General features: G+C 59.3%; 18 protein-coding genes. 13 read left to right on the top strand and 5 right to left on the bottom strand.

Going from position 1 to position 25071, the window contains the following annotated elements; translation table 11 throughout:
- Positions 1-3 precede the first annotated feature (3 nt).
- Positions 4-663, bottom strand: coding sequence for a GntR family transcriptional regulator (locus KUF73_RS00635; protein WP_218436822.1), 660 nt, complete (start codon positions 661-663; stop codon positions 4-6).
- 266 nt (positions 664-929) lie between these two features.
- Between KUF73_RS00635 and xdhA the strand changes: the two genes are divergently transcribed.
- From xdhA to guaD, 4 genes are all read left to right on the top strand, one after another.
- Positions 930-2384, top strand: coding sequence for a xanthine dehydrogenase small subunit (gene xdhA / locus KUF73_RS00630; RefSeq protein WP_218436121.1), 1455 nt, complete (start codon positions 930-932; stop codon positions 2382-2384).
- A complete protein-coding gene (gene xdhB / locus KUF73_RS00625) occupies positions 2377-4776 on the top strand; it encodes a xanthine dehydrogenase molybdopterin binding subunit (RefSeq protein WP_218436120.1) in 2400 nt (799 codons plus the stop codon). Before xdhA ends, xdhB begins: the two co-directional genes overlap by 8 nt.
- A 119-nt stretch (positions 4777-4895) precedes the next feature.
- Positions 4896-5738: a xanthine dehydrogenase accessory protein XdhC gene (xdhC, locus tag KUF73_RS00620; RefSeq protein ID WP_218436119.1), complete on the top strand. Its 843-nt coding sequence runs from the start codon at positions 4896-4898 to the stop codon at positions 5736-5738.
- A gap of 8 nt (positions 5739-5746) precedes the next feature.
- Complete coding sequence (gene guaD, locus KUF73_RS00615; protein WP_218436118.1) at positions 5747-7051, top strand: guanine deaminase; 1305 nt, start codon at positions 5747-5749, stop codon at positions 7049-7051.
- 165 nt (positions 7052-7216) lie between these two features.
- Here the strand turns inward: guaD and KUF73_RS00610 are convergent, their stop codons facing one another.
- Positions 7217-7981 (bottom strand): GntR family transcriptional regulator, encoded by a 765-nt coding sequence (locus KUF73_RS00610; protein WP_218436117.1) that lies wholly within the window; start codon positions 7979-7981, stop codon positions 7217-7219.
- 326 nt (positions 7982-8307) lie between these two features.
- Between KUF73_RS00610 and KUF73_RS00605 the strand changes: the two genes are divergently transcribed.
- From KUF73_RS00605 to dacB, 5 genes are all read left to right on the top strand, one after another.
- Complete coding sequence (locus tag KUF73_RS00605; protein ID WP_218436116.1) at positions 8308-9498, top strand: benzoate/H(+) symporter BenE family transporter; 1191 nt, start codon at positions 8308-8310, stop codon at positions 9496-9498.
- 187 nt (positions 9499-9685) lie between these two features.
- Positions 9686-10966 (top strand): OprD family outer membrane porin, encoded by a 1281-nt coding sequence (locus KUF73_RS00600; protein ID WP_218436115.1) that lies wholly within the window; start codon positions 9686-9688, stop codon positions 10964-10966.
- A 140-nt stretch (positions 10967-11106) separates the two neighbouring features.
- A complete protein-coding gene (locus tag KUF73_RS00595) occupies positions 11107-12312 on the top strand; it encodes an amidohydrolase family protein (protein ID WP_256345256.1) in 1206 nt (401 codons plus the stop codon).
- An 84-nt stretch (positions 12313-12396) separates the two neighbouring features.
- Positions 12397-12741 (top strand): YggL family protein, encoded by a 345-nt coding sequence (locus tag KUF73_RS00590; RefSeq protein WP_007896965.1) that lies wholly within the window; start codon positions 12397-12399, stop codon positions 12739-12741.
- Positions 12742-13045: 304 nt separating this feature from the next.
- On the top strand, positions 13046-14506 hold the full coding sequence (gene dacB, locus KUF73_RS00585; RefSeq protein ID WP_218436114.1) for a D-alanyl-D-alanine carboxypeptidase/D-alanyl-D-alanine-endopeptidase: 1461 nt from the start codon (positions 13046-13048) through the stop codon (positions 14504-14506).
- A gap of 105 nt (positions 14507-14611) precedes the next feature.
- Here the strand turns inward: dacB and KUF73_RS00580 are convergent, their stop codons facing one another.
- Together KUF73_RS00580 and rlmKL are read right to left on the bottom strand one after the other, a co-directional pair.
- Positions 14612-17011: a GGDEF domain-containing protein gene (locus tag KUF73_RS00580; protein ID WP_218436113.1), complete on the bottom strand. Its 2400-nt coding sequence runs from the start codon at positions 17009-17011 to the stop codon at positions 14612-14614.
- Positions 17012-17208: 197 nt separating this feature from the next.
- Positions 17209-19479 carry a bifunctional 23S rRNA (guanine(2069)-N(7))-methyltransferase RlmK/23S rRNA (guanine(2445)-N(2))-methyltransferase RlmL gene (gene rlmKL / locus KUF73_RS00575; RefSeq protein WP_218436112.1) on the bottom strand — a complete coding sequence of 757 codons (2271 nt, stop codon included), beginning with the start codon at positions 19477-19479 and terminating at the stop codon, positions 17209-17211.
- Between the two features lie 532 nt (positions 19480-20011).
- Here rlmKL and rmf point away from each other — a divergent pair.
- A complete protein-coding gene (rmf, locus tag KUF73_RS00570) occupies positions 20012-20227 on the top strand; it encodes a ribosome modulation factor (RefSeq protein ID WP_128607102.1) in 216 nt (71 codons plus the stop codon).
- Positions 20228-20485: 258 nt separating this feature from the next.
- On the opposite strand, the gene KUF73_RS00565 is transcribed toward rmf, so the two are convergent.
- Positions 20486-21505, bottom strand: a complete 1020-nt coding sequence (locus KUF73_RS00565; protein WP_218436111.1) for a quinone-dependent dihydroorotate dehydrogenase — start codon at positions 21503-21505, stop codon at positions 20486-20488.
- 229 nt (positions 21506-21734) lie between these two features.
- Here KUF73_RS00565 and KUF73_RS00560 point away from each other — a divergent pair, with 229 nt between their 5' ends.
- The 3 genes from KUF73_RS00560 to KUF73_RS00550 all read left to right on the top strand — a co-directional run bounded on the left by KUF73_RS00560 (position 21735) and on the right by KUF73_RS00550 (position 25065).
- Entirely contained in the window at positions 21735-22946 is a 1212-nt protein-coding gene (locus KUF73_RS00560) for a CmpA/NrtA family ABC transporter substrate-binding protein (RefSeq protein WP_218436110.1), read from the top strand.
- Positions 22947-22961: 15 nt separating this feature from the next.
- A complete protein-coding gene (locus tag KUF73_RS00555) occupies positions 22962-23537 on the top strand; it encodes an ANTAR domain-containing response regulator (protein ID WP_218436109.1) in 576 nt (191 codons plus the stop codon).
- Between the two features lie 316 nt (positions 23538-23853).
- On the top strand, positions 23854-25065 hold the full coding sequence (locus KUF73_RS00550; RefSeq protein WP_218436108.1) for a NarK/NasA family nitrate transporter: 1212 nt from the start codon (positions 23854-23856) through the stop codon (positions 25063-25065).
- Positions 25066-25071: the final 6 nt, after the last annotated feature.

The raw sequence follows: 25071 nt of genomic DNA, 5'->3' as shown, positions 1-25071 counted from the left end.
CCGTTAGGCGTCCTTCAAGGCGGAGACCACCAGATCGCAACTGCGCTGGCCATAGGCGGTCAGCACCTCACGGATCTGCGGGAAATCACGGGCAATAACGGCGGCGAGCAGGCGTTCGAACAAATCCAGGTACTCGCTCATCGAGGCCTTGCGCTGGTCCAGGGCAAGAAAATACGCACGGCTCATGGCCGGCTGCAGGTTCTCGACGGTTTCCTGCAAGTACGGGTTGTTGGCAAACCCATACGTAGCACGCATCACATTGAAACTGTCGTCGACAAAGGCATGGATATCCTGGCGCTCGAAGCTGGCGGCCAGGCGCTGCTGAATCTGCACGAACGGCGCCAGGTCGGCCTGGACTTTCCAGCCACTGGCCACGGCGTTGGCCAGCAGGATGTACATCTCGCTCATCAGCGTGCACAGGCTCTGCACCTTGTGCGCGGTGAGCTCGGTGACATGAGCACCACGTCGCGGCAGGATCGCGATCAAGTGGCGGCGTTCGAGGATCAGCAAGGCTTCACGGACCGAGCCGCGACTGACATTGAGGGCCAGCGTGACCTTCTGTTCCTGGATGCGCTCCCCGGGCTTCATTTCGCCGCGAATGATGCGTTCGGCGAGGTGGTGAGCGATTTGCTCGGCGAGGCTGTCCGGCGCCTTGAACGTCATGGTTGTCCCTTCAAACTCTTCGATCTGCACAGGCGGCGCAGTGTAGCGCAATTGGTACGTCATGGCGCAGGGCCTGCCCGGTGGTTTTTGGCACGATTCAAGCAAAAAGCAGGCTATCCCATGAGGGTCAATAATGAAGGAACAGGTTGTTGATCGACAAAATGCAATTTCCTGACCTTTAAGTCAGAAAATCATTGACCGAAAAGTCAGACCTGCTAAATTCGGTTGCATCGGTTAACAACAATAATGAGTCTGCGAGGCCTTCCGTGATCCAGTTTTTACTAAACCAGGAACTCCGTAGCGAGCACGCCCTGGACCCGAACCTGACCGTGCTCAATTATCTGCGCGACCATGTGGGCAAACCCGGCACCAAAGAAGGCTGCGCCAGCGGTGACTGTGGCGCGTGCACCGTGGTGGTTGGCGAGTTGCAGACGGATGATGATGGCCGCGAACACATTCGCTATCGCAGCCTCAACTCGTGCCTGACGTTTGTTTCGTCATTGCACGGCAAACAACTGATCAGCGTTGAAGACCTCAAGCACAAAGGCGAGCTGCACAGCGTGCAGAAAGCCATGGTCGAGTGCCACGGTTCGCAGTGCGGCTTTTGCACACCAGGTTTCGTCATGTCGCTGTTCGCCCTGCAAAAGAACAGCGACGAGCCGGATTCCCACAAGGCCCACGAAGCCTTGGCCGGCAACCTCTGCCGCTGCACCGGCTATCGACCGATCCTGGAAGCGGCCCAGCAGTCTTGCTGCGGCAAGCAACCGGATCAGTTCGATGCTCGCGAAGCCGAAACCATTGCCCGACTGAAATCCATTGCCCCTACCGATATCGGCGAACTCAACAGTGGCGACAAGCGCTGCCTGGTCCCGTTGACCGTGGCCGATCTGGCCGATCTTTACGACGCTTATCCACAGGCCCGCCTGCTGGCCGGCGGCACCGATCTGGCACTGGAAGTCACGCAGTTTCACCGCACTTTGCCGGTGATGATCTATGTCGGCAACGTCGCCGAAATGAAGCGCATCGAACGCTTCGACGATCGCCTGGAAATCGGCGCCGCCACCGCCCTCTCCGATTGCTACGAAGCCTTGAACGCTGAATACCCGGACTTTGGTGAATTGTTGCACCGCTTCGCATCCCTGCAGATCCGCAACCAGGGCACCCTCGGTGGCAACATCGGCAACGCCTCGCCAATCGGCGACTCACCGCCACTGCTGATTGCCTTGGGCGCACAGATCGTCCTGTGTAAAGGCGAGACCCGCCGCACCCTGGCGCTGGAAGATTACTTCATCGATTACCGCGTCACGGCGCGTCAGGAAAGCGAGTTCATCGAAAAGATCATTGTGCCGCGCGCCAGTGCCGAACAACTGTTCCGCGCCTACAAGGTTTCCAAGCGTCTGGACGATGATATTTCGGCCGTCTGCGCTGCCTTTAACATCCGCCTGGAAAACGGCGTGGTTGCCGACGCCCGCGTCGCCTTTGGCGGCATGGCGGCAATTCCGAAACGTGCCAGCGCCTGCGAAACCGTCTTGCTCGGTGCGCCATTCAACAGCGCCACCGTCGAACGCGCCGCCGCTGCCCTGGCCGAAGATTTCACCCCGCTCTCGGACTTCCGCGCCAGCAAGGAATATCGCCTGCTCAGCGCGCAGAACCTGCTGCGCAAATACTTCATCGAACTGCAAACACCGCACATCGAGACTCGGGTGACCGCTTATGTCTAATCATCACGCCGTAGAGAAGACCCAGGCCGAACTGGCTGAACTGTTCGCCAAGGACCTGACCACCGGTGTCGGCCGCAGCGTCAAGCACGACAGCGCCGCCAAGCATGTGTCCGGTGAAGCGCAGTACATCGACGATCGCCTGGAGTTTCCGAACCAGCTGCACGTATACGCACGCCTGTCGGACCGCGCCCACGCGAAAATCATCAGCATCGACACCAAGCCGTGCTACGCCTTTGAAGGCGTGCGCATCGCCATCACCCACGCAGACGTGCCGGGCCTGAAAGACATCGGCCCGTTGCTGCCGGGCGATCCGCTGCTGGCGATTGATGACGTGCAGTTCGTCGGCCAACCGGTGCTCGCCGTCGCCGCAAAAGACCTGGAAACCGCCCGCAAAGCGGCGATGGCCGCGATCATCGAATACGAAGATCTGGAGCCGGTGCTGGACGTGGTCGAAGCCCTGCGCAAACGCCACTTTGTGCTCGATAGCCATACCCATCAGCGCGGCGATTCGGCCACCGCATTGGCGACTGCCGAACATCGCATTCAGGGCACGCTGCACATCGGCGGCCAGGAACATTTCTACCTGGAAACGCAGATTTCTTCGGTGATGCCAACCGAAGACGGCGGCATGATCGTTTACTGCTCCACGCAAAACCCCACCGAAGTGCAGAAACTGGTGGCCGAAGTACTGGACGTGTCGATGAACAAAATCGTCGTCGACATGCGCCGGATGGGCGGTGGTTTCGGTGGCAAGGAAACGCAAGCGGCGAGCCCGGCGTGCCTGTGCGCGGTGATCGCACACATCACCGGCCAGCCGACCAAAATGCGCCTGCCGCGGGTCGAAGACATGCTGATGACCGGCAAGCGTCACCCGTTCTACGTCGAGTATGACGTCGGCTTTGACAACACCGGGCGCCTGCACGGTATCGCTCTGGAACTGGCCGGCAACTGCGGTTGCTCGCCGGATCTGTCGGCCTCGATTGTCGACCGGGCGATGTTCCACTCCGACAACTCGTACTACCTGGGCGACGCGACCATCAACGGTCACCGTTGCAAGACCAACACCGCGTCGAACACCGCTTACCGTGGCTTCGGCGGTCCGCAAGGCATGGTCGCCATCGAAGAAGTGATGGACGCCATCGCCCGTCATTTGGCCCTTGATCCGCTGGTCGTGCGCAAGGCCAACTACTACGGCAAGACCGAGCGCAACGTCACCCATTACTACCAGACCGTCGAGCACAACATGCTCGAAGAAATGACCGCCGAACTGGAAGAAAGCAGTCAGTACTTCGAACGCCGCGAAGCGATCCGTCGCTACAACGCCAACAGCCCGATCCTGAAAAAAGGCCTGGCGCTGACCCCAGTCAAATTCGGTATTTCCTTCACCGCCAGTTTCCTCAACCAGGCCGGTGCCTTGGTGCACGTCTACACCGACGGCAGCATCCACCTGAACCATGGCGGCACCGAAATGGGCCAGGGCCTGAACACCAAAGTCGCGCAGGTCGTGGCCGAAGTGTTCCAGGTGGAAATGGACCGCGTGCAGATCACCGCGACCAACACCGACAAAGTACCGAACACTTCGCCGACTGCGGCCTCCAGCGGTGCTGACCTGAACGGTAAAGCCGCGCAGAACGCTGCGGAAATCATCAAGAAGCGCTTGGTGGAATTCGCGGCGCGCCAGTACAAGGTCAGCGAAGAAGACGTGGAGTTCCACAACGGTCACGTGCGGGTTCGCGATCACATCCTGACCTTTGAAGCGCTGATCCAGCAGGCGTACTTCGCCCAAGTCTCGCTGTCGAGCACCGGCTTCTACAAGACCCCGAAAATTTTCTACGACCGCAGCAAGGCCCGTGGCCGTCCGTTCTACTACTTTGCCTTCGGCGCAGCGTGCTGCGAAGTGCTGGTCGACACCCTGACCGGCGAATACAAGATGCTGCGCACCGACATCCTCCACGACGTCGGCGCCTCGTTGAACCCGGCCATCGACATCGGTCAGGTCGAGGGTGGTTTCATTCAGGGCATGGGCTGGCTGACCATGGAAGAACTTGTCTGGAATGCCAAGGGGAAACTGATGACCAATGGCCCGGCCAGCTACAAGATTCCGGCCGTGGCGGACATGCCGCTGGACCTGCGGGTGAAGTTGGTGGAAAACCGCAAGAACCCCGAAGACACGGTGTTCCACTCCAAGGCTGTGGGCGAGCCACCCTTCATGCTCGGCATCGCCGCGTGGTGCGCGATCAAGGACGCCGTGGCAAGTCTGGGCGACTACAAGCATCAACCGAAAATCGACGCACCGGCGACTCCGGAGCGGGTGTTGTGGGGCTGTGAGCAGATGCGCCAATTGAAGGTGGCGAAGGCGGTCCAGACTGAGACCGAGTTGGCTCCGCTCTAAAGACCGAGGTGCGGCCTTCGCGGGCAAGCCTCGCTCCTACAAGGATTGTGCGTACCTGTAGGAGCGAGGCTTGCCCGCGAAGAGGCCCGAACAGACAACAAAGTTGTAGGGGTGAAAACATGTACAACTGGATCGACGCCCTCGCCGACCTGCAGGAACGGGGTGAACCCTGCGTGTTGGTGACCATCATCGAAGAGCTCGGCTCGACGCCGCGCAATGCTGGCTCGAAGATGGTCATCAGCGCCCACCAGGCCTTCGACACCATCGGTGGCGGGCATCTGGAATACAAAGCCATGCAGATCGCTCGCGAGATGCTCGCCAGCGGCAAGCAGGACACGCATCTGGAACGCTTCAGCCTCGGCGCCAGTCTTGGCCAATGCTGCGGCGGCGCGACCGTATTGCTGTTCGAACCGATGGGCCAGGTCCAGGCGCAGATCGCCGTGTTCGGCGCCGGTCACGTCGGCCGCGCACTGGTGCCGCTGCTGGCCAGCCTGCCTTGCCGCGTGCGCTGGATCGACTCCCGGGAAGAAGAATTCCCTGAACAGATCCCACACGGCGTGCGCAAGATTGTCAGCGAAGAACCGGTGGATGAAATCGATGACCTGCCCGTTGGCAGTTACTGCATCGTCATGACCCACAACCACCAGCTCGACCTCGAACTCACTGCGGCGATCCTCAAGCGCAACGACTTCGCCTACTTCGGCCTGATTGGCTCGAAGACCAAACGGGTGAAGTTTGAACACCGTCTGCGTGATCGCGGTTTCGACAGCAGCGTCGTGCAACGCATGCGCTGCCCGATGGGCATCGGCGAAGTCAAAGGCAAATTGCCTGTGGAAATCGCCATTTCCATCGCCGGCGAAATCATCGCCACCTACAACGCGAATTTCGGCCAGCACACCGCCAGCGCCGAACCAATTGCCAAACTGCTGCCCGTTTCGCGCCGCAGCCAAGCCTCTAATTGAGAACGCCCATGCCTCTGACTCGCAAAGCCTACCGCGCCGCCCTCCTGCACAGCATTGCCGACCCCGCCGAAGTGGGCATCGAAGCCTCGTTTGAATATTTCGAAGACGGCTTGCTGGTGATCGAAAACGGCAAGATCAGCGCCATCGGCCACGCCAGCGAATTGCTGCCAACGCTGCCGACAGACATCGAGATTACCCATTACCAGGATGCGCTGATCACACCGGGTTTCATCGACACGCATATCCACTTGCCGCAAACCGGCATGGTTGGTGCCTATGGCGAGCAACTGCTGGACTGGCTCAACACCTACACGTTCCCATGTGAAAGCCAGTTCGCCGACAAGGCTCACGCCGACGAAGTCGCGGACATTTTCATCAAGGAACTGCTGCGTAACGGCACCACCACCGCACTGGTTTTCGGTAGCGTGCACCCGCAATCGGTGAATTCGTTCTTCGAGGCAGCGGAGCAACTCGACCTGCGGATGATCGCCGGCAAAGTGATGATGGACCGCAACGCCCCGGACTATCTGACCGACACCGCCGAATCGAGCTACGTGGAAAGCAAGGCGCTGATCGAGCGCTGGCACGGCAAGGCTCGCCTGCACTATGCGGTGACCCCACGCTTCGCACCGACCAGCACCCCGGAGCAACTGACCCTGGCTGGGCAGTTGCTGAGCGAATTCCCTGATCTGTACATGCAGACCCACATCAGCGAAAACCTCAAGGAAATCGAGTGGGTCAAGGAACTGTTCCCGGAGCGCAAGGGTTACCTGGACGTCTACGACCACTACCAATTACTCGGCGAGCGCTCGGTGTTCGCCCACGGTGTGCACTTGTGCGACGACGAGTGCGCGCGCCTGGCTGAAACCGGCTCGGCGATCGCCTTCTGCCCGACTTCGAACTTCTTCCTCGGCAGCGGGCTGTTCAATTTGCCGATGGCCGAGAAGCACAAGTTGAACGTCGGCATCGGCACCGACGTGGGTGGCGGCACCAGTTTCTCGCTGCTGCAAACCCTCAACGAAGCCTACAAAGTGATGCAACTGCAAGGTGCGCGACTGAGCCCGTTCAAATCGCTGTACCTGGCCACCCTCGGCGGCGCCCGCGCGCTGCGGCTGGAAGACAAGATCGGCAATCTGCAACCGGGCACCGACGCTGACTTCCTGGTACTGGACTACAACGCCACGCCGCTGCTGAGCTATCGCTTGAAGCAGGCCAACAACATTGCCGAGACGTTGTTTGTGTTGATGACGCTGGGTGATGACCGGACGGTGCTGCAGACGTATGCGGCGGGGAATCTGGTGCATCAGCGTTAAGGCTTTTCGGGCATAAAAAAATCCCCCGTTGCTTTTCAGCCCGGGGGATTTTTTTGTCTGCCGGAAAGATCAAAGGATCGCAGCCTCGTTGCACTCGACAGCTCCTACATTGAAATGCGATCCCTGTAGGAGCTGTCGAGTGAAACGAGGCTGCGATCTTTTCTATCAGAGTTTGGCGCTCGACCGTCCTGGCTTCTTGGTCTGCAACAAATGCGAAAACACCGCATGCAAATCGTCCGACGCGCTTTCTTCGTCGAGGTTGAGTTTGCTGTCGATGTGATCCATGTGATGCATCATCAGGTCCACGGCCAACTCAGCGTTGCGCGCTTCAATGGCGTCGATCAATTGGGTGTGTTCGTCGTAGGAACAGTGGGAACGGTTGCCGCTTTCGTACTGGGCGATGATCAGCGAAGTCTGGGACACCAGGCTGCGCTGGAAGCTGATCAACGGCGCGTTTTTCGCCGCTTCGGCCAGTTTCAGGTGGAATTCGCCCGACAGGCGGATACCGGCACCACGATCGCCACGGGAGAAGCTGTCGCGCTCGTCATTGACCATCTGGCGCAACTCGGCGATCTGCTCGGCAGTGGCGTGTTGAACCGCCAGTTCGGTGATCGCGCGCTCTACCAGACGACGAGCCATGAACACCTGACGCGCCTCTTCGACGCTCGGGCTGGCAACGACGGCACCACGGTTCGGACGCAGCAGCACCACGCCTTCATGGGCCAGGCGTGACAGCGCGCGACGAATGATGGTGCGGCTGACCCCGAAAATTTCCCCCAGCGCTTCTTCGCTCAACTTGGTGCCGGGCGCCAGGCGCTGTTCGAGGATGGCCTCGAAGATATGCGCATAGACAATATCGTCCTGGGTACCGCTGCGGCCGGCTTTGCCTGCTCGCGGTTGTTTCTTGAGGGGTTGCAACTGTTCGTTCATGGGCACTCGAGTCGGGAGAACTGCGGCGAATTGACCGTGACTGTAATACGGCACAGTGGGTCGCTGGCAAGTATCGCGTAAAAAACACTGCGATTGTACACAATAGGTAGTGGCAACACGACTGTACGGCTGTATGTCGCTTCTGCTGTATCGCAACGTTTGCTTGCTTTTGAGTTTAGGCTTTAACCCGGAATCCTGTAGGAGCTGTCGAGTGAAACGAGGCTGCGATCTTTTGATGTTGTTTTTTTAAGATCAAAAGATCGCAGCCTCGTTTCACTCGGCAGCTCCTACAAGACATCTTCAAATGTATAAGGATCATCGCCGTCATGAACGACGCCACGCACACGCAACTCCGTCCACTGGCCGATACATCGCCCTCGGCCATCGTCGCCGGGTTCATCGCGATGATGACCGGTTACACCAGTTCCCTGGTGCTGATGTTCCAGGCCGGGCAAGCGGCGGGCCTGACCAGCGGGCAGATCTCGTCGTGGATCTGGGCGATTTCCATTGGCATGGCGGTGTGTTCCATCGGGCTGTCTTTGCGCTATCGCACGCCGATTACCATTGCCTGGTCGACGCCCGGTGCCGCGTTGTTGATCACCAGCCTTGGCGGCGTAAGTTATGGCGAAGCCATTGGTGCCTATATTACGTGCGCGGTGCTGGTGACGATTTGCGGCCTGACCGGCAGCTTCGAACGGTTGGTGAAAAAGATCCCGGCGTCGTTGGCCGCCGCGTTACTGGCGGGCATTCTGTTCAAGATCGGCAGCGAGATTTTCGTCGCCGCCCAGCATCGAACGGCCCTGGTGCTGGGCATGTTCTTCACCTACCTGGTGGTCAAGCGACTGTCCCCTCGCTATGCGGTACTGGCAGCGCTGCTGATCGGGACTGCCTTGTCGGGCTTCATGGGGCTGCTGGATTTCAGCGGCTTCCATCTGGAAGTAGCGACACCGGTCTGGACCACCCCGCACTTCTCCCTGGCCGCGACCATCAGTATCGGCATTCCGCTGTTCGTGGTGGCGATGACATCGCAAAACATGCCGGGCATCGCCGTGTTGCGTGCCGACGGCTACACGGTGCCGGCCTCGCCGCTGATCACCACCACCGGCATCGCTTCGCTGCTGTTGGCGCCGTTCGGTTCCCACGGGATCAACCTGGCGGCCATCAGCGCGGCGATCTGCACCGGGCCGCATGCCCATGAGGATCGCAACAAGCGCTACACCGCCGCGGTCTGGTGCGGGATTTTCTACGGCATCGCCGGGGTGTTCGGCGCAACGCTGGCGGCGTTGTTTGCCGCGCTGCCCAAGGAGTTGGTGCTGTCGATTGCCGCGCTGGCGTTGTTCGGCTCGATCATCAATGGCCTGAGCATTGCCATGAGCGAAGTGAAGGAACGCGAAGCGGCGCTGATCACTTTTATGGTCACGGCATCGGGGTTGACCCTGTTTTCCATTGGGTCGGCGTTCTGGGGGATTGTGGCGGGGGTGGTGACGTTGCTGATTTTGAATTGGCGTAAAGCGTAGGATCAAAAGATCGCAGCCTCGTTTCACGTGTAGGAGCTGTCGAGTGCAACGAGGCTGCGATCTTTTATTTCCTATGCGCTACTGACATAGGATTAATGCAGATACATCACTGTAAATTCAGAGGGCCGGGGCACATTCTTGGAGGCGCTTTTATAAAACAATAAGAAACAAAGCCCCGAGGCCTCAAATGAAAAATCGCCCATGGTTGGGACTTTTTGCACTTTCGATGTCCGCAAGTTCTCTGCAAGCCCAGGCTGACGAAGCCCCAGAAGGTTTTATCGAAGGCAGCTCCGCCAAACTCATTGCACGCAATATGTATTTCAATCGCAACTCACTGTCCGACTATCCCGATGCACGAGGATGGGGACAGGGCTTCCTGATGGACTATCAATCCGGTTTCACTCAAGGCGATATCGGATTCGGAGTTGATTCAAGTGTCTACACCGCTTACAAGCTGGATGGTGGACGCGGCACGGTGGGCACGGGCATGTTCCCCGCCGAGGGCGACGGTGAAAGAACTGAGTCATCGACACTCAACGCCTCGGTAAAAATGAAATGGTCAAACACGGTTATCAAGTACGGCGATCTCCGTCCTTACAACCCTGTGTTTGCAACGCCCGACTTACGATTGATGCCAATGACCACAAGAGGCATTCAACTTTTAAGTGATGACATCGACAAGGTCAGTATCGATATCGGCCATTTTTATTCCTCCCGAGGTTATACGACGACAAACCACGACGAAGGGTTTGAAGCCGGGTATGCCGGGGTAGACGCCGGCGACGTGGACTACGCCGGTTTCACCTGGCTGCCCGTCGAGGAAGGTGGCGTCGGTTTCTATGTGTCTCGCGCAGAAGATCTGTGGCGGCAGTTCTACGTTAACGCCAATTACAGCTTGCCCCTGGCAACAGAACAGACACTGAGTTTCGATTTCAATCTTTATCGCTCGCTCGATGAAGGCCAGGCCAATGCCGGCCCCATAAACGTCACCGCCTGGTCGTTGGCGACTGCTTATGGCCACGGCCCGCATACTTTTACGTTGTCCTATCAAAAGGTGCATGGCAGCCAACCGTTCGACTACTTGATGTCGTCCGATGGCACTTACATGGACTCTATCTATTTGGCCAACTCTTCGCAGTATGGAGATTTCAACGGTCCCGGCGAACAGTCGATCGGACTTGGCTACGCCTATGACTTTGGCAGCACAGGCTATTTGCACACAACGCTCGCGCTTCGTTATGTCTATGGGTTCGATATCGATAACGAGAAAGTTGATCCGGATGGCCTGTACGCTTACTTCGCTCTTTCGGACAAACAAATTGAACGCGATATCGACCTGAAAACCATTGTAGTCAGTGGCGCACTGAAAAACCTGTCAGTACGCGTGCGTTATGCCGCGCACGCATTCACCGGCGACAGCGTGAAGCAACTCCGAATAATTACCGAATACCCGCTCGATCTTTTTTGATGTGCACATCTGGGTACTCTAAAAACAAGAGGTTTCACATGAAGAACTTTCCGATCAAGTGTATTGCGCTGGCTGTAACACTCTCCGCGATGGCTTTATCCGCACACGCAGATACCGTATATGTCCACGCCGGACATTTAGTGGATGTCGAAAAAGGCAAGGTACTGAGCAATCAGCGCATCAAGATTGAAGATGATCGCATCGTCGCCGTGGAACCGTGGAGTGCGCCACCGGCCAATAGCACAGTGATTGATTGGTCCGCCAAGACCGTGTTGCCCGGCCTGATCGATATGCACACGCACATCTCCGACTGGGACATGACTAATAACGTGGCCGAACCCCTGCTGCATTCTCCGCAAGACGTGGCGCTGATGGGCGCCAAACATGCGTATCAAACCTTGCGTGCGGGTTTTACAACGGTGCATGACCTTGGCACCTATCGAGCGTTTACCGATGTCGCGCTGCGTGATGCGATCAACGCCAACCGCGTGCTGGGACCAAGAATGAACGTAGTGGGCGCGTACATCACCGTCGCGGGCGGTGGCGGCGAAGTCACGGGATTTGCGCCGGGGGTAGAGATTCCGGCGGATATGCGGGTCGGCGTCTATCGCGATGCCAATGACGCGAAGTTGAAGACTCGCTACCTGTTCCAGCACGGCGTGGACACCATCAAAATGATGGGAACCGGTTCGGTACTGGCCGAAGGCACTGAACCGGGGCAAATGGAAATGACCGAAGAAGAAATGCGCGCGGTGGTCGAGGAAGCCAAGGTGCACAAAAGCTACGCCACCGTCCACGCCCATGGCGCTGAGGGAATCAAGGCCGCTATCCGCGCCGGCGTCAAATCGGTAGAGCATGCTTCGCTGCTGGATGACGAAGGCATCAAACTGGCGAAAGACAACGGCACCTATCTTGTGATGGATATCTATAACGGCGATTACATCGATGAAGTCGGTCACAAGGAAAACTGGCCTGAGAGTTACTTGCGCAAGAACACCGAAACCACTGACGTACAGCGCCAGGCCTTTCGCAAAGCGGTCAAGGCCGGGGTGAAGATTGCCTTTGGCACCGACGCGGGTGTCTATCCAATCGGCACCAATGCCAAGCAATTCGCCTACATGGTGAAGTTCGGCATGACGCCGATGCAGGCGATCCAGTCCGCCACAGTGGTCGCCGCAGACTTGCTCAATTGGCAGCAGGATGTCGGCGCCGTCAGTACGGGTCGTTTTGCCGACATGATCGCGGTCGACGGCGATCCGATTGCCGACATTTCGATTCTTGAGAAAACCCCTGTGGTGATGAAAGGCGGGGCGATTGTGCCGCCGAATGTGTTACCCGGTCTGTAAAAGCGCAAAAAGCCGGGGGTTCTGGAGCAGGGAGGTCTCTTAGCTGGTAAGATGCGCCGCGATATTACTTAAGAGGAATGTTTCATGGCCACTAACCGCTCCCAGCGTCTGCGCAAAAAGCTCTGTGTAGACGAGTTCCAGGAATTGGGCTTCGAATTGAACCTGGACTTCAAGGAAGACCTGGCTGACGAGGCAATCGACGCATTCCTCGACGCGTTCCTGAAAGAAGCCATGGAAGCCAACGGTCTGGGCTATGTTGGCGGCGACGACTTCGGTCTGGTTTGCCTGCAGAAGCGTGGCTCGGTGTCCGAAGAGCAGCGTGCTGCCGTTGAAGCCTGGCTCAAGGGCCGCAGCGAACTGACCGAAGCAACCGTCAGCCCGCTGATCGACGTCTGGTACCCGGAAAAGCCGATCAATCCGGTAGCTTGATGTTCAACAGGGCCATCCATTGTGATGGCCCTGTTTGTTTATGGCCCGACAATATGTGTACCCCCCTCCTGGCGCCCTCCGCCTTACTGAAATCTGTCAGTTGCTCCCCCTGCTACAAAACCTGTCGAGTCGGTCTCAAACCTCCGCGCAGCGTACCGTCGGTAAAAAAATAGCGGATTAGAAGGCCAAGGCACGGCACAAGCCGCAACAGCTTGGGGCATAATGCCGACACTTTCACGACCGCTGAGGGCTTTCATTTTCATGCCCTCGTCTTTTCCCCCTCGGCTGTAGGGTTTTATTTCACATGATTAAATCGTTGCGTCCATTGCTGCTGGCCAGCCTTCTCCTTCCGCTGGCCCTCCCCGTTTCCGCTGATCCGATCAATACCGCGCTATCGCCCAACGTTGAAAAAGCCCTCAAGGCCAGCAAGTTGCAGGATAACGCCCTGTCGCTGGTGATGATCCCGCTGACCGGTCCCGGCACACCGACCATTTTCAACGCCGACGTGTCGGTCAACCCGGCCTCGACCATGAAGCTGGTCACCACCTACGCGGCCCTGGAAATGCTCGGCCCGAACCACCAGTGGAAAACCGAGTTCTACACCGATGGCACCCTCAGTGGCGGCATCCTCAACGGCAACCTCTACCTCAAGGGTGGCGGTGATCCGAAGCTGAACATGGAAAAACTCTGGCTGCTGATGCGCGATTTGCGCGCCAACGGTGTGACCCAGGTCACCGGCGACCTGGTGCTGGATAAAGGCTTCTTCGTGCAACCACAATTGCCGGAGTTCAACGACGACGGCAACGACGAGAACAAACCGTTCCTGGTCAAACCCGATTCGCTGCTGGTCAACCTCAAGGCCCTGCGCTTCGTTGCGCGCAACGACTCGGGCAAGGTGTTGGTCTCGGTAGAGCCGCCAATTGCCAGCATCCGCATCGACAATCAAGTCAAGGCGATCAACTCCAAGCAGTGCACCGGCGGCGTGCGCTACAACCCGGTGCCACAGGCCGATGGCAGCGTGACCGTGACCGTTGGCGGCCAGTTGGGCGAAGGTTGCAGCTCGCAGACTTACCTGTCGCTGCTCGACCACGCGACCTACACCGCCGGCGCCGTGCGCGCGATCTGGAAGGAGTTGGGTGGCAGCATTCAGGGCAAGGATGTGCTCGCGCCAACGCCTAAAGACGCCAAGGTGCTGGCACGGGCGTTCTCGCCGGACCTGGCGGAAATCATCCGCGACATCAACAAATACAGTAACAACACCATGGCCCAGCAGCTGTTCCTGAGCCTCGGCCAGAAATTCCGTACCGATGCCGATGCCGACGACGCCAAGGCTGCACAGCGTGTGGTGCGTCAGTGGCTGGCGAAGAAAGGCATCACCGCGCCGCACCTGGTGATGGAGAACGGCTCCGGGCTGTCCCGCGCCGAACGTGTCAGTGCACGGGAGATGGCTTCGATGCTGCAAGCCGCGTGGCATAGCCCGTACTCCGCCGAGTACATCAGCTCGCTGCCGATTGCCGGCACTGACGGCACCATGCGCAAACGCCTGAAGACCACCGCGATGCGCGGTGAAGCGCATGTCAAGACTGGCACCCTCAACACCGTGCGTGCCATCGCCGGTTTCAGCCGCGACGTCAACGGCAACACTTGGGCGGTGGTGGCGATCCTCAACGACAAAGCTCCGTTTGGCGCCTCGTCGGTGCTCGATCAGGTGCTGCTGGACTTGTATCGCCAGCCGAAATTGGCGCAGACAGCTTCGGTGTTGTAAGGCTTTTTAAAGGCAAAAGATCGCAGCCTCGTTGCACTCGACAGCTCCTACATTGGAATGCGATTCCCTGTAGGAGCTGTCGAGTGCAACGAGGCTTCGATCTTTTCAATCCGCCTCGCCCTGCACCCGATCCCTGCCCTCCTGCTTCGCCGCATAAACCCCCGAGTCTGCACGCAACAACAGCGCATCCGCGCCCTCGCCGACCCGCCAACTGGCGATGCCGAAACTGGCGGTGACGACCCCGACTTCATCGATTGGGGCACTGCGCAAGCTTTGCCATAACTCCAGCGCCAGCAAGTGGGCCTGCTCGCCGCCGATGTCCGGGCACAGCACCATGAACTCTTCGCCGCCCAGGCGACAAAACACGTCCGTGCGGCGCAGGCGCTGGCCGATGCGCTCGCATACCGCCTGCAACACCCGATCGCCTACCGCGTGGCCGTACTGGTCGTTGATGCGTTTGAAGTGGTCGATGTCGAGCATGATCACCGACAACTCGCCACCGCCGCGTTCGACACGGGCCATTTCAGTGGTCAGGCGTTCCTGGAAGTAGCGGCGGTTGTGGATACCGGTCAGGGAATCAGTGACCGACAATGCGCGCAGTTCTTCTTCCACCCGTTTCATATCGGAAATATCCGAAATGTAGCCATGCCAAAGCACGCCGCCACCGGGCAGTTCCTCCGGGGTTGCTTCACCGCGCACCCAGCGCAGGCCTCGCTGCGGCAGCTGTACGCGGTACTCCTCGCGCCAGTGATTGAGGGTATTGGCCGAGGCACGGATCGAAGCGCGGACGCGCGTCGTGTCCTGGGGATGAATCCGCGTGAAAATGGCTTCGGCATTAAGTAGCAGCACATCCGGATCGAGTTCGTAGATCTCGCGAATACCATCACTGGCATAGATCACACTGAAGCGACCGTCGAACTCCATCTTGAACTGGTATATCCCGCCGGGCACATGGGCGCTGAGCTTTTTCAGCAACAGGTCTCGGGCGGCCAACGCCTCGTGCACGCGCTTGCGCTCGGTAATGTCGATGCACACCGCGAGGTGCCCGACCCACAGTCCTTGCTCGTCAAGGACCGGAGTTGCCAGCATGTTGACGATCAAATGGCTGCCATCGCCACGCACCAACGTCCACTCGCGCGCTTCATGACCGCCCTCGACGCTGCCCTCGACCAACATCGCGTGGCAGGTAGGCACCGGCTTGCCGTAACGCGCACTCAATTCCGCTGAACGCGCAGCGAGTTCCCGTGGCAGGTGGAGGTTTTCCAGGGTCATGTGACCCAACACCTCAGCACTTTTGTAGCCGAGCATCTGTTCAGCGCCGGCATTGAAGGTGCTGATGACCCCGCGCAGGTCCGTGGCGATGATCGCCACCTGGGTCGCCGCATTCAGCACACCGCGCAGCTGGCCGTGAGTACCGCGCAACTCCTGTTCGCGCGCGCGCAGCTCCTCGGTCCGCTGATCAACCATCTTCAGCGCCCGTTGTCGCTGGCTGACCAGCACGTATAGCAAGGCGCTGAGCAATACACTTAGCAAACCACCGAGCACCACCAGCGTGGTCACCGACGAATGGTTGGCCTGCAGAAACGCCTCGCTGGGCTGGATGTCGACCTGATAATCATGATCGGCCAGACGCAACAGACGGGTCGCGGACAAATCACTGATGGCCGCCGCATTCGGCGATTCAAACAGCACTTCGTGCTGATCGTCTGTGGATAAGTCGAGGATGCGCACCGAAAGAAAGTCACGCTCAGCCTCGGGCAATCCGTCCGCCAGCAGCTGGCGCATGCTGATCACCGCCATGACGTAGCCGAACGGTTTTTTCTTCGCCGCATTCGGGTCATCGCGCAACATCACCGGCGCGACCAGCAGCACACCCCGCGCATACGCCGGTTCGATACTGACCAGATGCATCGGTTGCGACACCGCCATGCCTCGATGCTGATCCGCCCGCTCCAGGGTCGCACGACGCAACGGCTGGGCCAGCAAGTCGTAGCCAAGCGGTGAACCAAGTTTGCTTTGCGTCTGGCTGTACAGCACCACCACGTACTCATCCCGCTCCGCAGCCAGTTGCAGTTGGCCGCCGGCGTTGAGTTCGCGCACGGTGAAATCGCTCAGGCCCTCATTCTGCGTGCGACGTTCAAACGCCGCTCGTTGGTCGCCGCTGACCCGTTCGGCGAACGAATAAGCCTGGGTGCGATGCAGTAGAGGTTGGGTATATCCATCGAATTCCTCACGGGACACCGTGTCGGAATTGGCGAAGAACCGGCGCAGACCATCGAGGCGCTGCTCCTGATCTTCGAAACGTTCTTCGATTCGGCTGTAACGCTCACTGGCCAGCAGTTGGAAGCGTTGCCGCAATTGATGGTGAAACAGATTGAGTGTCGACCAGGCCAGCAATCCCGTAAGAATTCCGCCGACGAGCAATACCAGCAGCGCGACCAGCCAGGCCGAGACATCTTCGCTGATAAAACCCAGGATCTTTGGGCGCACGGCGTGCAACGACATAAATACAACTCAAAACGCCAGGTGCGGGAAAGCCCTTTGGCCCTGAGTTGAGTTATAGCTATTAGCCACTAATTTGACCAGCACTGTAGGAGTGAGCTTGCTCGCGAAGGACTTGAGGACGCCGTGTTCATCCAGGCAGCCCTCGTCATCGTTAACGTCCATCGCGAGCAAGCTCGCTCCTAAAGTGAGTCGACGTATCAGCGGGCCGTGATTTTCCAGGCGCGGTGGATCTTGCCGTTACGGGCAAAATCCGGATCGATGGTCTGGGCCGTGATCTCTTCGACCGCATAACGCTCGCTGAGATTGGGCTCCAGTTCGAACTTGCGGAAGTTGTTGGAGAAGTACAACACCCCGCCGGTTGCCAGGCGCGCCATGGCCAGGTCGATCAATTGCACCTGGTCACGTTGCACGTCGAAGATACCTTCCATGCGCTTGGAGTTGGAGAAGGTCGGCGGGTCGATGAAGATCAGGTCGAACTCGTCACGGCTAGCCTCAAGCCAGACCATCACATCGCTCTGCTCCAGACGGTTCTTGTCGGAGAAACCGTTCAGCGACAGGTTGCGACGCGCCCAGTCCAGATAGGTTTTCGACAGGTCGACGCTGGTGGTGCTGCGCGCACCGCCCTTGGCGGCATGGACACTGGCAGTGGCGGTGTAGCAATACAGGTTGAGGAAGCGCTTGCCGGCGGCCTCTTTCTGAATCCGCATGCGCATCGGCCGGTGGTCGAGGAACAGGCCGGTATCAAGGTAATCGGTGAGATTGACCAGCAGCTTCACGCCACCTTCATTGACCTCGACAAACTTGCCCTGCGCAGCCTGACGCTCGTACTGCTTGGTGCCGCTCTGACGCTCGCGACGTTTGACCACCACGCGGCTCTTGTCGATGTTCAAGGCCTGCGGGATCGCCGCCAGGGCATCGAACATGCGCGCCGAAGCTTTTGCCGGGTCGATGGATTTCGGTGCGGCGTATTCCTGGACGTGGACCCAATCGTGATACAGATCGATGGCCATGGAGTATTCCGGCATGTCGGCATCGTAGACACGGTAGCAATCGATGCCTTCACGCTTGACCCACTTGCCCAACGCCTTGAGGTTTTTTTGCAGGCGGTTGGCAAACATCTGCCCGCCTTCGCTCAGGCGCGGCAACTCGATTACCGGCGCGGGTGCAGGTGCCGGTTTGATCGGATTGCCGTTTTTATTGTACTGACGCTCTTGTGGCTCGCTCGGTGCCTGGTCATAGACCGCTTGCTCACGCTCGGCCTGACGCTGTTCCGGCGTACGACGCTCGCCAGTGACAAACTGGTCCGGCAGCACTTTGATCAGCAGCAGTTTGCACGGCAAGGCGCCGTTCCAGAACGAATACTGCTTATGGCTGCGGATGCCCATGCGCTTGCCCAGGTCCGGAGCGCCGGTGAACACCGCCGCTTCCCAGTTCAGGCAGGCCTGACGCAGGCGTTCGCCAAGGTTCTGGTAGAGGTAGAGCAAGCTCGCCTCGTCGCCCAGACGCTCGCCGTACGGAGGGTTGCAGATCACCAGGCCTTTCTGGTTCTGGTCCGGGCGCGGCTCGAACGTCGCGACTTCGCCTTGGTAGATTTTGATCCATTCGCTCAGGCCGGCACGCTCGACGTTGTTGCGGCCCGGTTGAATCAGGCGCGGGTCGGCTTCGTAACCGCGAATCCACAGCGGTGGCTTGGCCAGACCGGCCTCGGCGCGCTCGACCGCTTCTTCATGCAGCTTTTTCCACAGCGCGGGCACGTGACCGAGCCACGCGGTGAAGCCCCATTGCTCACGGCGCAGGTTCGGTGCCATATCGGCAGCGATCATTGCCGCTTCGACGAGGAACGTACCAACACCGCACATCGGGTCGGCCAGCGCGCCGCCTTCGGCTGCAATACGTGGCCAGCCGGAACGGATCAGGATCGCAGCCGCGAGGTTTTCCTTCAGCGGCGCCGCACCCTGCTGCAGGCGATAGCCGCGCTGGTGCAGGCTGTGACCGGACAGGTCGAGGGAGAGAATCGCTTCGCCGCGATCCAGGCGCAGGTGAATGCGCAGGTCCGGATTGAGCTTGTCGATGGACGGCCGGTCGCCTTGCGGGGTGCGCAGTTTGTCGACGATCGCGTCCTTGACCTTCAAGGCGCCGAAGTGCGTGTTGTCGATGCCCGAGCCGTGACCGCTGAATTCAACGGCCAGGGTGCCGTCATTGAGCATGTGGTCTTGCCACTCGATGTCGAGCACGCCGTGATAGAGGTCTTCGGCGTCTTTCATCGGGAAACGCTTGAGCACCAGCAGCACCCGGTTCGCCAGACGCGACCACAGGCACAGGCGATAAGCAGTTTCCATGGTGGCCATGCCGCGCACGGCAGAGGTGTGCTCACGTGCTTCTTCAAGGCCAAGCCCGACGGCTTCCTCGATGAGCAGGCCTTCGAGGCCTTTGGGGCAAGTGAGGAAGAGTTCGAAACGATCGGACATGGGAGTACCAGAGCCTTTAGCTGAGTGGACCGGCAACGCATTGCCGGCCCGGTTTTCAATCAGGCGCTTTTCTCGAAGAGCGCCCGCGTGGCACGAAGGTGTGCCGTTCCACCCCTGCTGCTCGGGTTAAATGAGCTTAGATGCAAGGACAGATAAAAAGGTTGATGCAACAAAATGACATAAGTCGACCCTTCGTCGAATAGTGCGCCCAAGCAACAGGAGCCATTCTCACTAAAGGATTAAACCCGTCATTCGTCGCGGGGGCCGATCATACCGGGGTTTGACCAATAAATACGGAGTAAACACCGTGTTACTTAGTGCCATAGCACATTAATAGTTACGTCCTTATGACAAAACGATCATTCCCTCGATGTGACGCATTGGTTAGAACTCAATACAGGTTGGCGCCACAACGGACGTCAACACCTTGGCTCGCCACGCCGGCAGCGAGCCGCCAACGGCAGAGTTTTTCTGCCTGACCTCGATTGAGGTCGACGCGATAAATACAGTCAACAAGTGAGGGCTACACCCTATGAGAAGACTTAAGCGTGATCCGTTGGAAAAAGCTTTTTTGCGCGGATATCAATATGGCGTTGGTGGCAAATCCCGTGAGCTTTGCCCATTTACTCTACCGTCGGTACGTCAAGCCTGGATTAACGGCTGGCGAGAAGGACGCGGCGACAACTGGGACGGTATGACCGGCACTGCGGGAATCCATAGACTCAACGAACTTCACGCCGTCGGCTAACACAGGGCACACATTCCGACACGACAATCTGACTACGTAACGAATTAACCACGCACGTCCCATCCGGACGGCGGGCTCCGGCCCAGGGGCTCCTTTAAAGGAGCCCTTTTTTATACCTGAAGCAAACGCAAACCCCCATGTAGGAGCTGCCGCAGGCTGCGATCTTCTGATCTTGCTTTTATAAAGATCAAGATCAAAAGATCGCAGCCTGCGGCAGCTTCTACATTGATCGATATACGACGCGATTTAACGTGGGTGTTATCGAAGGGCGGCGATCGCGTCTACCGATTCACGAATCAATGCCGGGCCTTTATAGATGAAGCCCGAGTAGATTTGTACCAGGCTTGCCCCAGCCGTGATTTTCTCCGCCGCGTGCTTGCCTTCGGTGATGCCGCCCGCCGCGATGATCGGCAAGCGCCCCGCCAGTTCCGCCGCCAGTACCTTTACGGTGTTAGTGCTCTTGTCACGAACCGGCGCGCCGGACAGACCGCCCGCCTCGTCACCATGCTCCATGCCTTCGACGCCCACGCGGCTGAGAGTCGTGTTGGTAGCGATGACCGCGTCCATCCCGGTTTCGATCAACGCTTGCGCAACCTGCGCGGTTTCCTCGTCGGTCATGTCCGGGGCGATCTTGATTGCCAGCGGCACGTGCTTGCCGTGTCGCAGCGCCAGTTCCGCCCGGCGCGTGGCCAGATCGGCCAGCAATTGCTTCAGCGAATCGCCGAACTGCAGGCTGCGCAGGCCCGGGGTGTTCGGCGAGCTGACGTTGACCGTCACGTAGCTGGCGTGGGCATAGACCTTGTCCAGACAGATCAGGTAATCATCCACCGCGCGCTCGACCGGGGTATCGAAATTCTTGCCGATATTAATGCCCAGCACGCCCTTGTACTTCGCCGCAGCGACGCGGGCCAGCAGGTTATCGACGCCAAGGTTGTTGAAGCCCATGCGATTGATGATCGCCTCGGCTTCTGGCAGACGGAACAGCCGTGGCTTCGGATTGCCCGGCTGCGGACGCGGGGTGATGGTGCCGATTTCGACAAAACCGAAGCCCAGTTGCCCAAAGCCATCAATCGCCGCGCCATTCTTGTCCAGGCCTGCTGCCAGCCCCACCGGGTTCGGGAAATCCAGGCCCATGACATTCACCGGCACTTTCGCCGGCGCCTTGCACAGCAAGCCGTTAAGGCCCAAGCGTCCGCCCGCGCCGATCAGGTCCAAAGACAGATCGTGGGAAGTTTCCGGGGAAAGTTTGAACAACAGCTGACGGGCCAGGGTGTACATGGGCGGGATTGACTCTGGGCGATTAAAAGTGGCGCCGATTATAGCCGGGCACGGGGGGCACAGGCGAGGCGCGCGATAAAATCAGCGAGCGATGGCATATGCCTTGCACCCGTGTAGGCATCAGTACTCATGCCAACGGCGGGATGAGTGCCAGGACAACGGCGTCGTCATCCGACCTTGCTCGCGCAGGGACCGGGAACGACGCTTTTTTTTCGAAGGTGTAAAAGCGATGAACGAACCATCAATCGGCCCATTGGCCTGGGTCAATGGCAGCGATGCCCCGGAAAAGACCGAAATCAACCTCGGCTTCATGGCTCTGAGCGACTGCGCCTCGGTGGTGGTCGCCGCCACCCAGGGCTTCGCCCAGCCCTACGGCCTGACGCTGAATCTCAAGCGCCAGTCGTCCTGGGCCAACCTGCGGGACAAACTGGTCAGCGGCGAACTCGACGCCGCTCACAGCCTGTACGGCTTGATCTACGCTGTGCATCTGGGCATCGGCGGCGTCGCGCCAACGGACATGTCGGTACTGATGGGCCTGAATCAGAACGGCCAGAGCATCAACCTGTCCCCCGGCTTGCAGGCGCTGGGCGTGACCGGTCCTGAAGCACTTAACCGGCACGTGCACCAAACTCGCCCAAAACTCACCTTCGCCCAAACGTTTCCCACCGGCACCCACGCGATGTGGCTGTATTACTGGCTCGCCAGTCAGGGGATTCATCCGTTGCTCGATGTCGAAAGCGTCGTTGTCCCTCCACCGCAAATGGTCGCGCACCTGCAAGCGGGGCGCATCGACGGTTTTTGCGTCGGCGAACCCTGGTCCGCCGCCGCCGTGCAACAGAATCTCGGTTTTACCCTGGCGACCACCCAGACCATCTGGCCCGATCATCCGGAAAAAGTGCTCGGCTGCACCCGCGCCTTTGTCGATCAATACCCCAACACCGCACGAGCGTTGGTGATGACGATTCTGGAAGCCAGCCGCTTCATCGAGGAAAGCACCGAGAACCGCCGCAGTACCGCGCAACTGCTCAGCGCACCGCAATACCTCGACGCGCCGCTGGAGTGTGTCGAGCCGCGCCTGCTGGGCGACTATCTCGACGGTCTTGGCAATCGCTGGCAAGACCCGCACGCACTGCGCTTTCACGCTGAAGGTGAGGTCAATCTGCCGTACCTCTCCGATGGCATGTGGTTCATGACCCAGTTCCGCCGCTGGGGTTTGTTGCACGACGATCCCGACTACCTCGCGGTGGCCCGCCAGGTGCAACAACTAGACTTGTACCGTGAGGCCGCCAGCGCCGTCGGTGTTGCGGCCCTCGGCAAAGAGATGCGCAGCAGCCAGTTGATCGACGGCAAGGTCTGGGACGGTTCGGACCCGGCCGGCTACGCCCGCGGTTTCAGACTGCACGCCATGAACGACAGTTCGTCCTTACTCGCCAGCCGCTGACAGGAGATTGCGAATATGTTGCGTATCCTGCTGATCAACGACACCGCGAAAAAAGTCGGGCGCCTGAAAGCGGCGCTGACCGAAGCCGGCTTCGAGGTGATCGACGAGTCGGGCCTGACCATCGACCTGCCCGAGCGCGTCGAAACGGTGCGTCCGGATGTGATTCTGATCGATACCGAGTCACCGAGCCGCGATGTGATGGAGCAAGTGGTGCTGGTGAGTCGCGACCAGCCACGGCCGATCGTAATGTTTACCGATGAACACGACCCCGACGTGATGCGTCAGGCAATCAAGTCCGGGGTCAGTGCCTACATCGTCGAGGGCATTCACGCACAACGCTTGCAGCCGATTCTCGACGTGGCCATGGCGCGCTTCGAAAGCGATCAGGCCCTGCGCGCCCAACTGCACGCCCGTGACCAGCAACTGGCTGAACGCAAGCGCATCGAGCTGGCCAAAGGGCTGTTGATGAAGATGAAGGACTGCAATGAAGAACAGGCCTACACCCTGATGCGCCGCCAGGCCATGAGTCGCCAGCAGAAGCTGATTCAGGTGGCTGAACAGATTATTGCCATGAGTGAATTGTTGGGTTGAACAGCAAAAGATCGCAGCCTTCTGCAGCTCCTACCTGGTAATACTTACCCCTGTAGGAGCTTCCGAAGGCTGCGATCTCTTTCCGGCCTCACCACAAACCCAACATGTGGCACAAATCTGGCAATGCATACACCACAGGTAACCAACGGCGGTTGCCCCACCTACGACAAAGACGTCGCTCACCCCATTCGCCCCTTGGCGAATCGGGTGGCGGCGTTTTTTCGTTTTGGCCCCATTGCCCGGGGCCGGTGGTGCGGCCGTTGCGGCGCCCCACCTCATGACCCCCGTTCGAGACTCCTATCAGCTGAGGTGCGCGATGAATTCAAGCTTCTGGAAATCCGGCCATACCCCGACCCTGTTCGCAGCCTTCCTCTATTTCGATCTGAGCTTCATGGTCTGGTACCTGCTCGGCCCGTTGGCCGTGCAAATTGCCGGCGACCTGCACCTGACCACCCAACAACGCGGGCTGGTCGTGGCCACGCCGATTCTGGCAGGGGCTGTATTGCGCTTCATGATGGGGATGCTGGCTGATCGCTTGTCGCCGAAAACCGCTGGCATCATCGGTCAGGTGATCGTTATCTGCGCGTTGTTCGGCGCCTGGAAACTCGGCATTCACAGCTACGAGCAAGCGCTGGTGCTGGGCCTGTTTCTCGGCATGGCCGGTGCGTCTTTCGCCGTGGCCCTGCCCCTCGCGTCGCAATGGTATCCACCGCAGCATCAAGGTAAAGCCATGGGCATCGCGGGTGCGGGCAACTCGGGCACTGTGCTGGCGGCGTTGATTGCCCCCGTACTGGCGGCCGCGTTCGGCTGGAGCAATGTGTTCGGCTTCGCCCTGATCCCGCTGATCCTGACCCTGATCGTCTTCGCCTCGCTGGCCAGGAACGCCCCCGAGCGGCCGAAAGCCAAATCCATGGCCGACTACTTCAAGGCCCTGGGCGACCGCGACAGCTGGTGGTTTATGTTCTTCTACAGCGTGACGTTCGGCGGCTTCATTGGCCTGGCCAGCGCCCTGCCCGGCTACTTCAACGACCAATACGGCCTCAGCCCGGTGACTGCTGGTTACTACACGGCCGCGTGCGTATTCGGTGGCAGTTTGATGCGCCCATTGGGCGGTGCGCTGGCTGACCGTTTCGGGGGCATCCGGACATTGCTGGCGATGTACACCGTGGCCGCGATCTGCATCGCCGCCGTCGGTTTCAACCTGCCGAATTCCTACGCGGCACTGGCGCTTTTCGTCTGCACCATGCTCGGTCTGGGCGCGGGCAACGGTGCGGTTTTTCAACTGGTGCCACAGCGTTTTCGTCGGGAGATCGGCGTAATGACCGGCCTGATCGGCATGGCCGGCGGCATGGGTGGTTTTGCCTTGGCAGCGGGCATGGGCGCGATCAAGCAAAGCACCGGCAGCTACCAGATGGCGCTGTGGTTGTTCGCCAGTCTCGGCGTCCTCGCCTGGTTCGGCCTGCATGCGGTGAAGCGTCGCTGGAGAACCACCTGGGGTTCGGCTGCCGTAACCGCTGCGCGGGTTTGATACTTC

The organism is Pseudomonas sp. PD9R (assembly GCF_019200975.1).
Taxonomy (GTDB): domain Bacteria; phylum Pseudomonadota; class Gammaproteobacteria; order Pseudomonadales; family Pseudomonadaceae; genus Aquipseudomonas.
This window is presented reverse-complemented; position numbering and strand designations above follow the sequence as displayed.

Coding starts and splice junctions, on each gene's coding strand:
- KUF73_RS00550 (WP_218436108.1), top strand. CDS start 23,854: ATGAATTCAAGCTTCTGGAAATCCGGCCATACCCCGACCCTGTTCGCA.
- xdhB (WP_218436120.1), top strand. CDS start 2,377: ATGTCTAATCATCACGCCGTAGAGAAGACCCAGGCCGAACTGGCTGAA.
- KUF73_RS00590 (WP_007896965.1), top strand. CDS start 12,397: ATGGCCACTAACCGCTCCCAGCGTCTGCGCAAAAAGCTCTGTGTAGAC.
- KUF73_RS00580 (WP_218436113.1), bottom strand. CDS start 17,011: ATGTCGTTGCACGCCGTGCGCCCAAAGATCCTGGGTTTTATCAGCGAA.
- rmf (WP_128607102.1), top strand. CDS start 20,012: ATGAGAAGACTTAAGCGTGATCCGTTGGAAAAAGCTTTTTTGCGCGGA.
- KUF73_RS00600 (WP_218436115.1), top strand. CDS start 9,686: ATGAAAAATCGCCCATGGTTGGGACTTTTTGCACTTTCGATGTCCGCA.
- KUF73_RS00560 (WP_218436110.1), top strand. CDS start 21,735: ATGAACGAACCATCAATCGGCCCATTGGCCTGGGTCAATGGCAGCGAT.
- KUF73_RS00605 (WP_218436116.1), top strand. CDS start 8,308: ATGAACGACGCCACGCACACGCAACTCCGTCCACTGGCCGATACATCG.
- KUF73_RS00635 (WP_218436822.1), bottom strand. CDS start 663: ATGACGTTCAAGGCGCCGGACAGCCTCGCCGAGCAAATCGCTCACCAC.
- xdhC (WP_218436119.1), top strand. CDS start 4,896: ATGTACAACTGGATCGACGCCCTCGCCGACCTGCAGGAACGGGGTGAA.
- dacB (WP_218436114.1), top strand. CDS start 13,046: ATGATTAAATCGTTGCGTCCATTGCTGCTGGCCAGCCTTCTCCTTCCG.
- guaD (WP_218436118.1), top strand. CDS start 5,747: ATGCCTCTGACTCGCAAAGCCTACCGCGCCGCCCTCCTGCACAGCATT.
- KUF73_RS00610 (WP_218436117.1), bottom strand. CDS start 7,981: ATGAACGAACAGTTGCAACCCCTCAAGAAACAACCGCGAGCAGGCAAA.
- rlmKL (WP_218436112.1), bottom strand. CDS start 19,479: ATGTCCGATCGTTTCGAACTCTTCCTCACTTGCCCCAAAGGCCTCGAA.
- KUF73_RS00565 (WP_218436111.1), bottom strand. CDS start 21,505: ATGTACACCCTGGCCCGTCAGCTGTTGTTCAAACTTTCCCCGGAAACT.
- KUF73_RS00555 (WP_218436109.1), top strand. CDS start 22,962: ATGTTGCGTATCCTGCTGATCAACGACACCGCGAAAAAAGTCGGGCGC.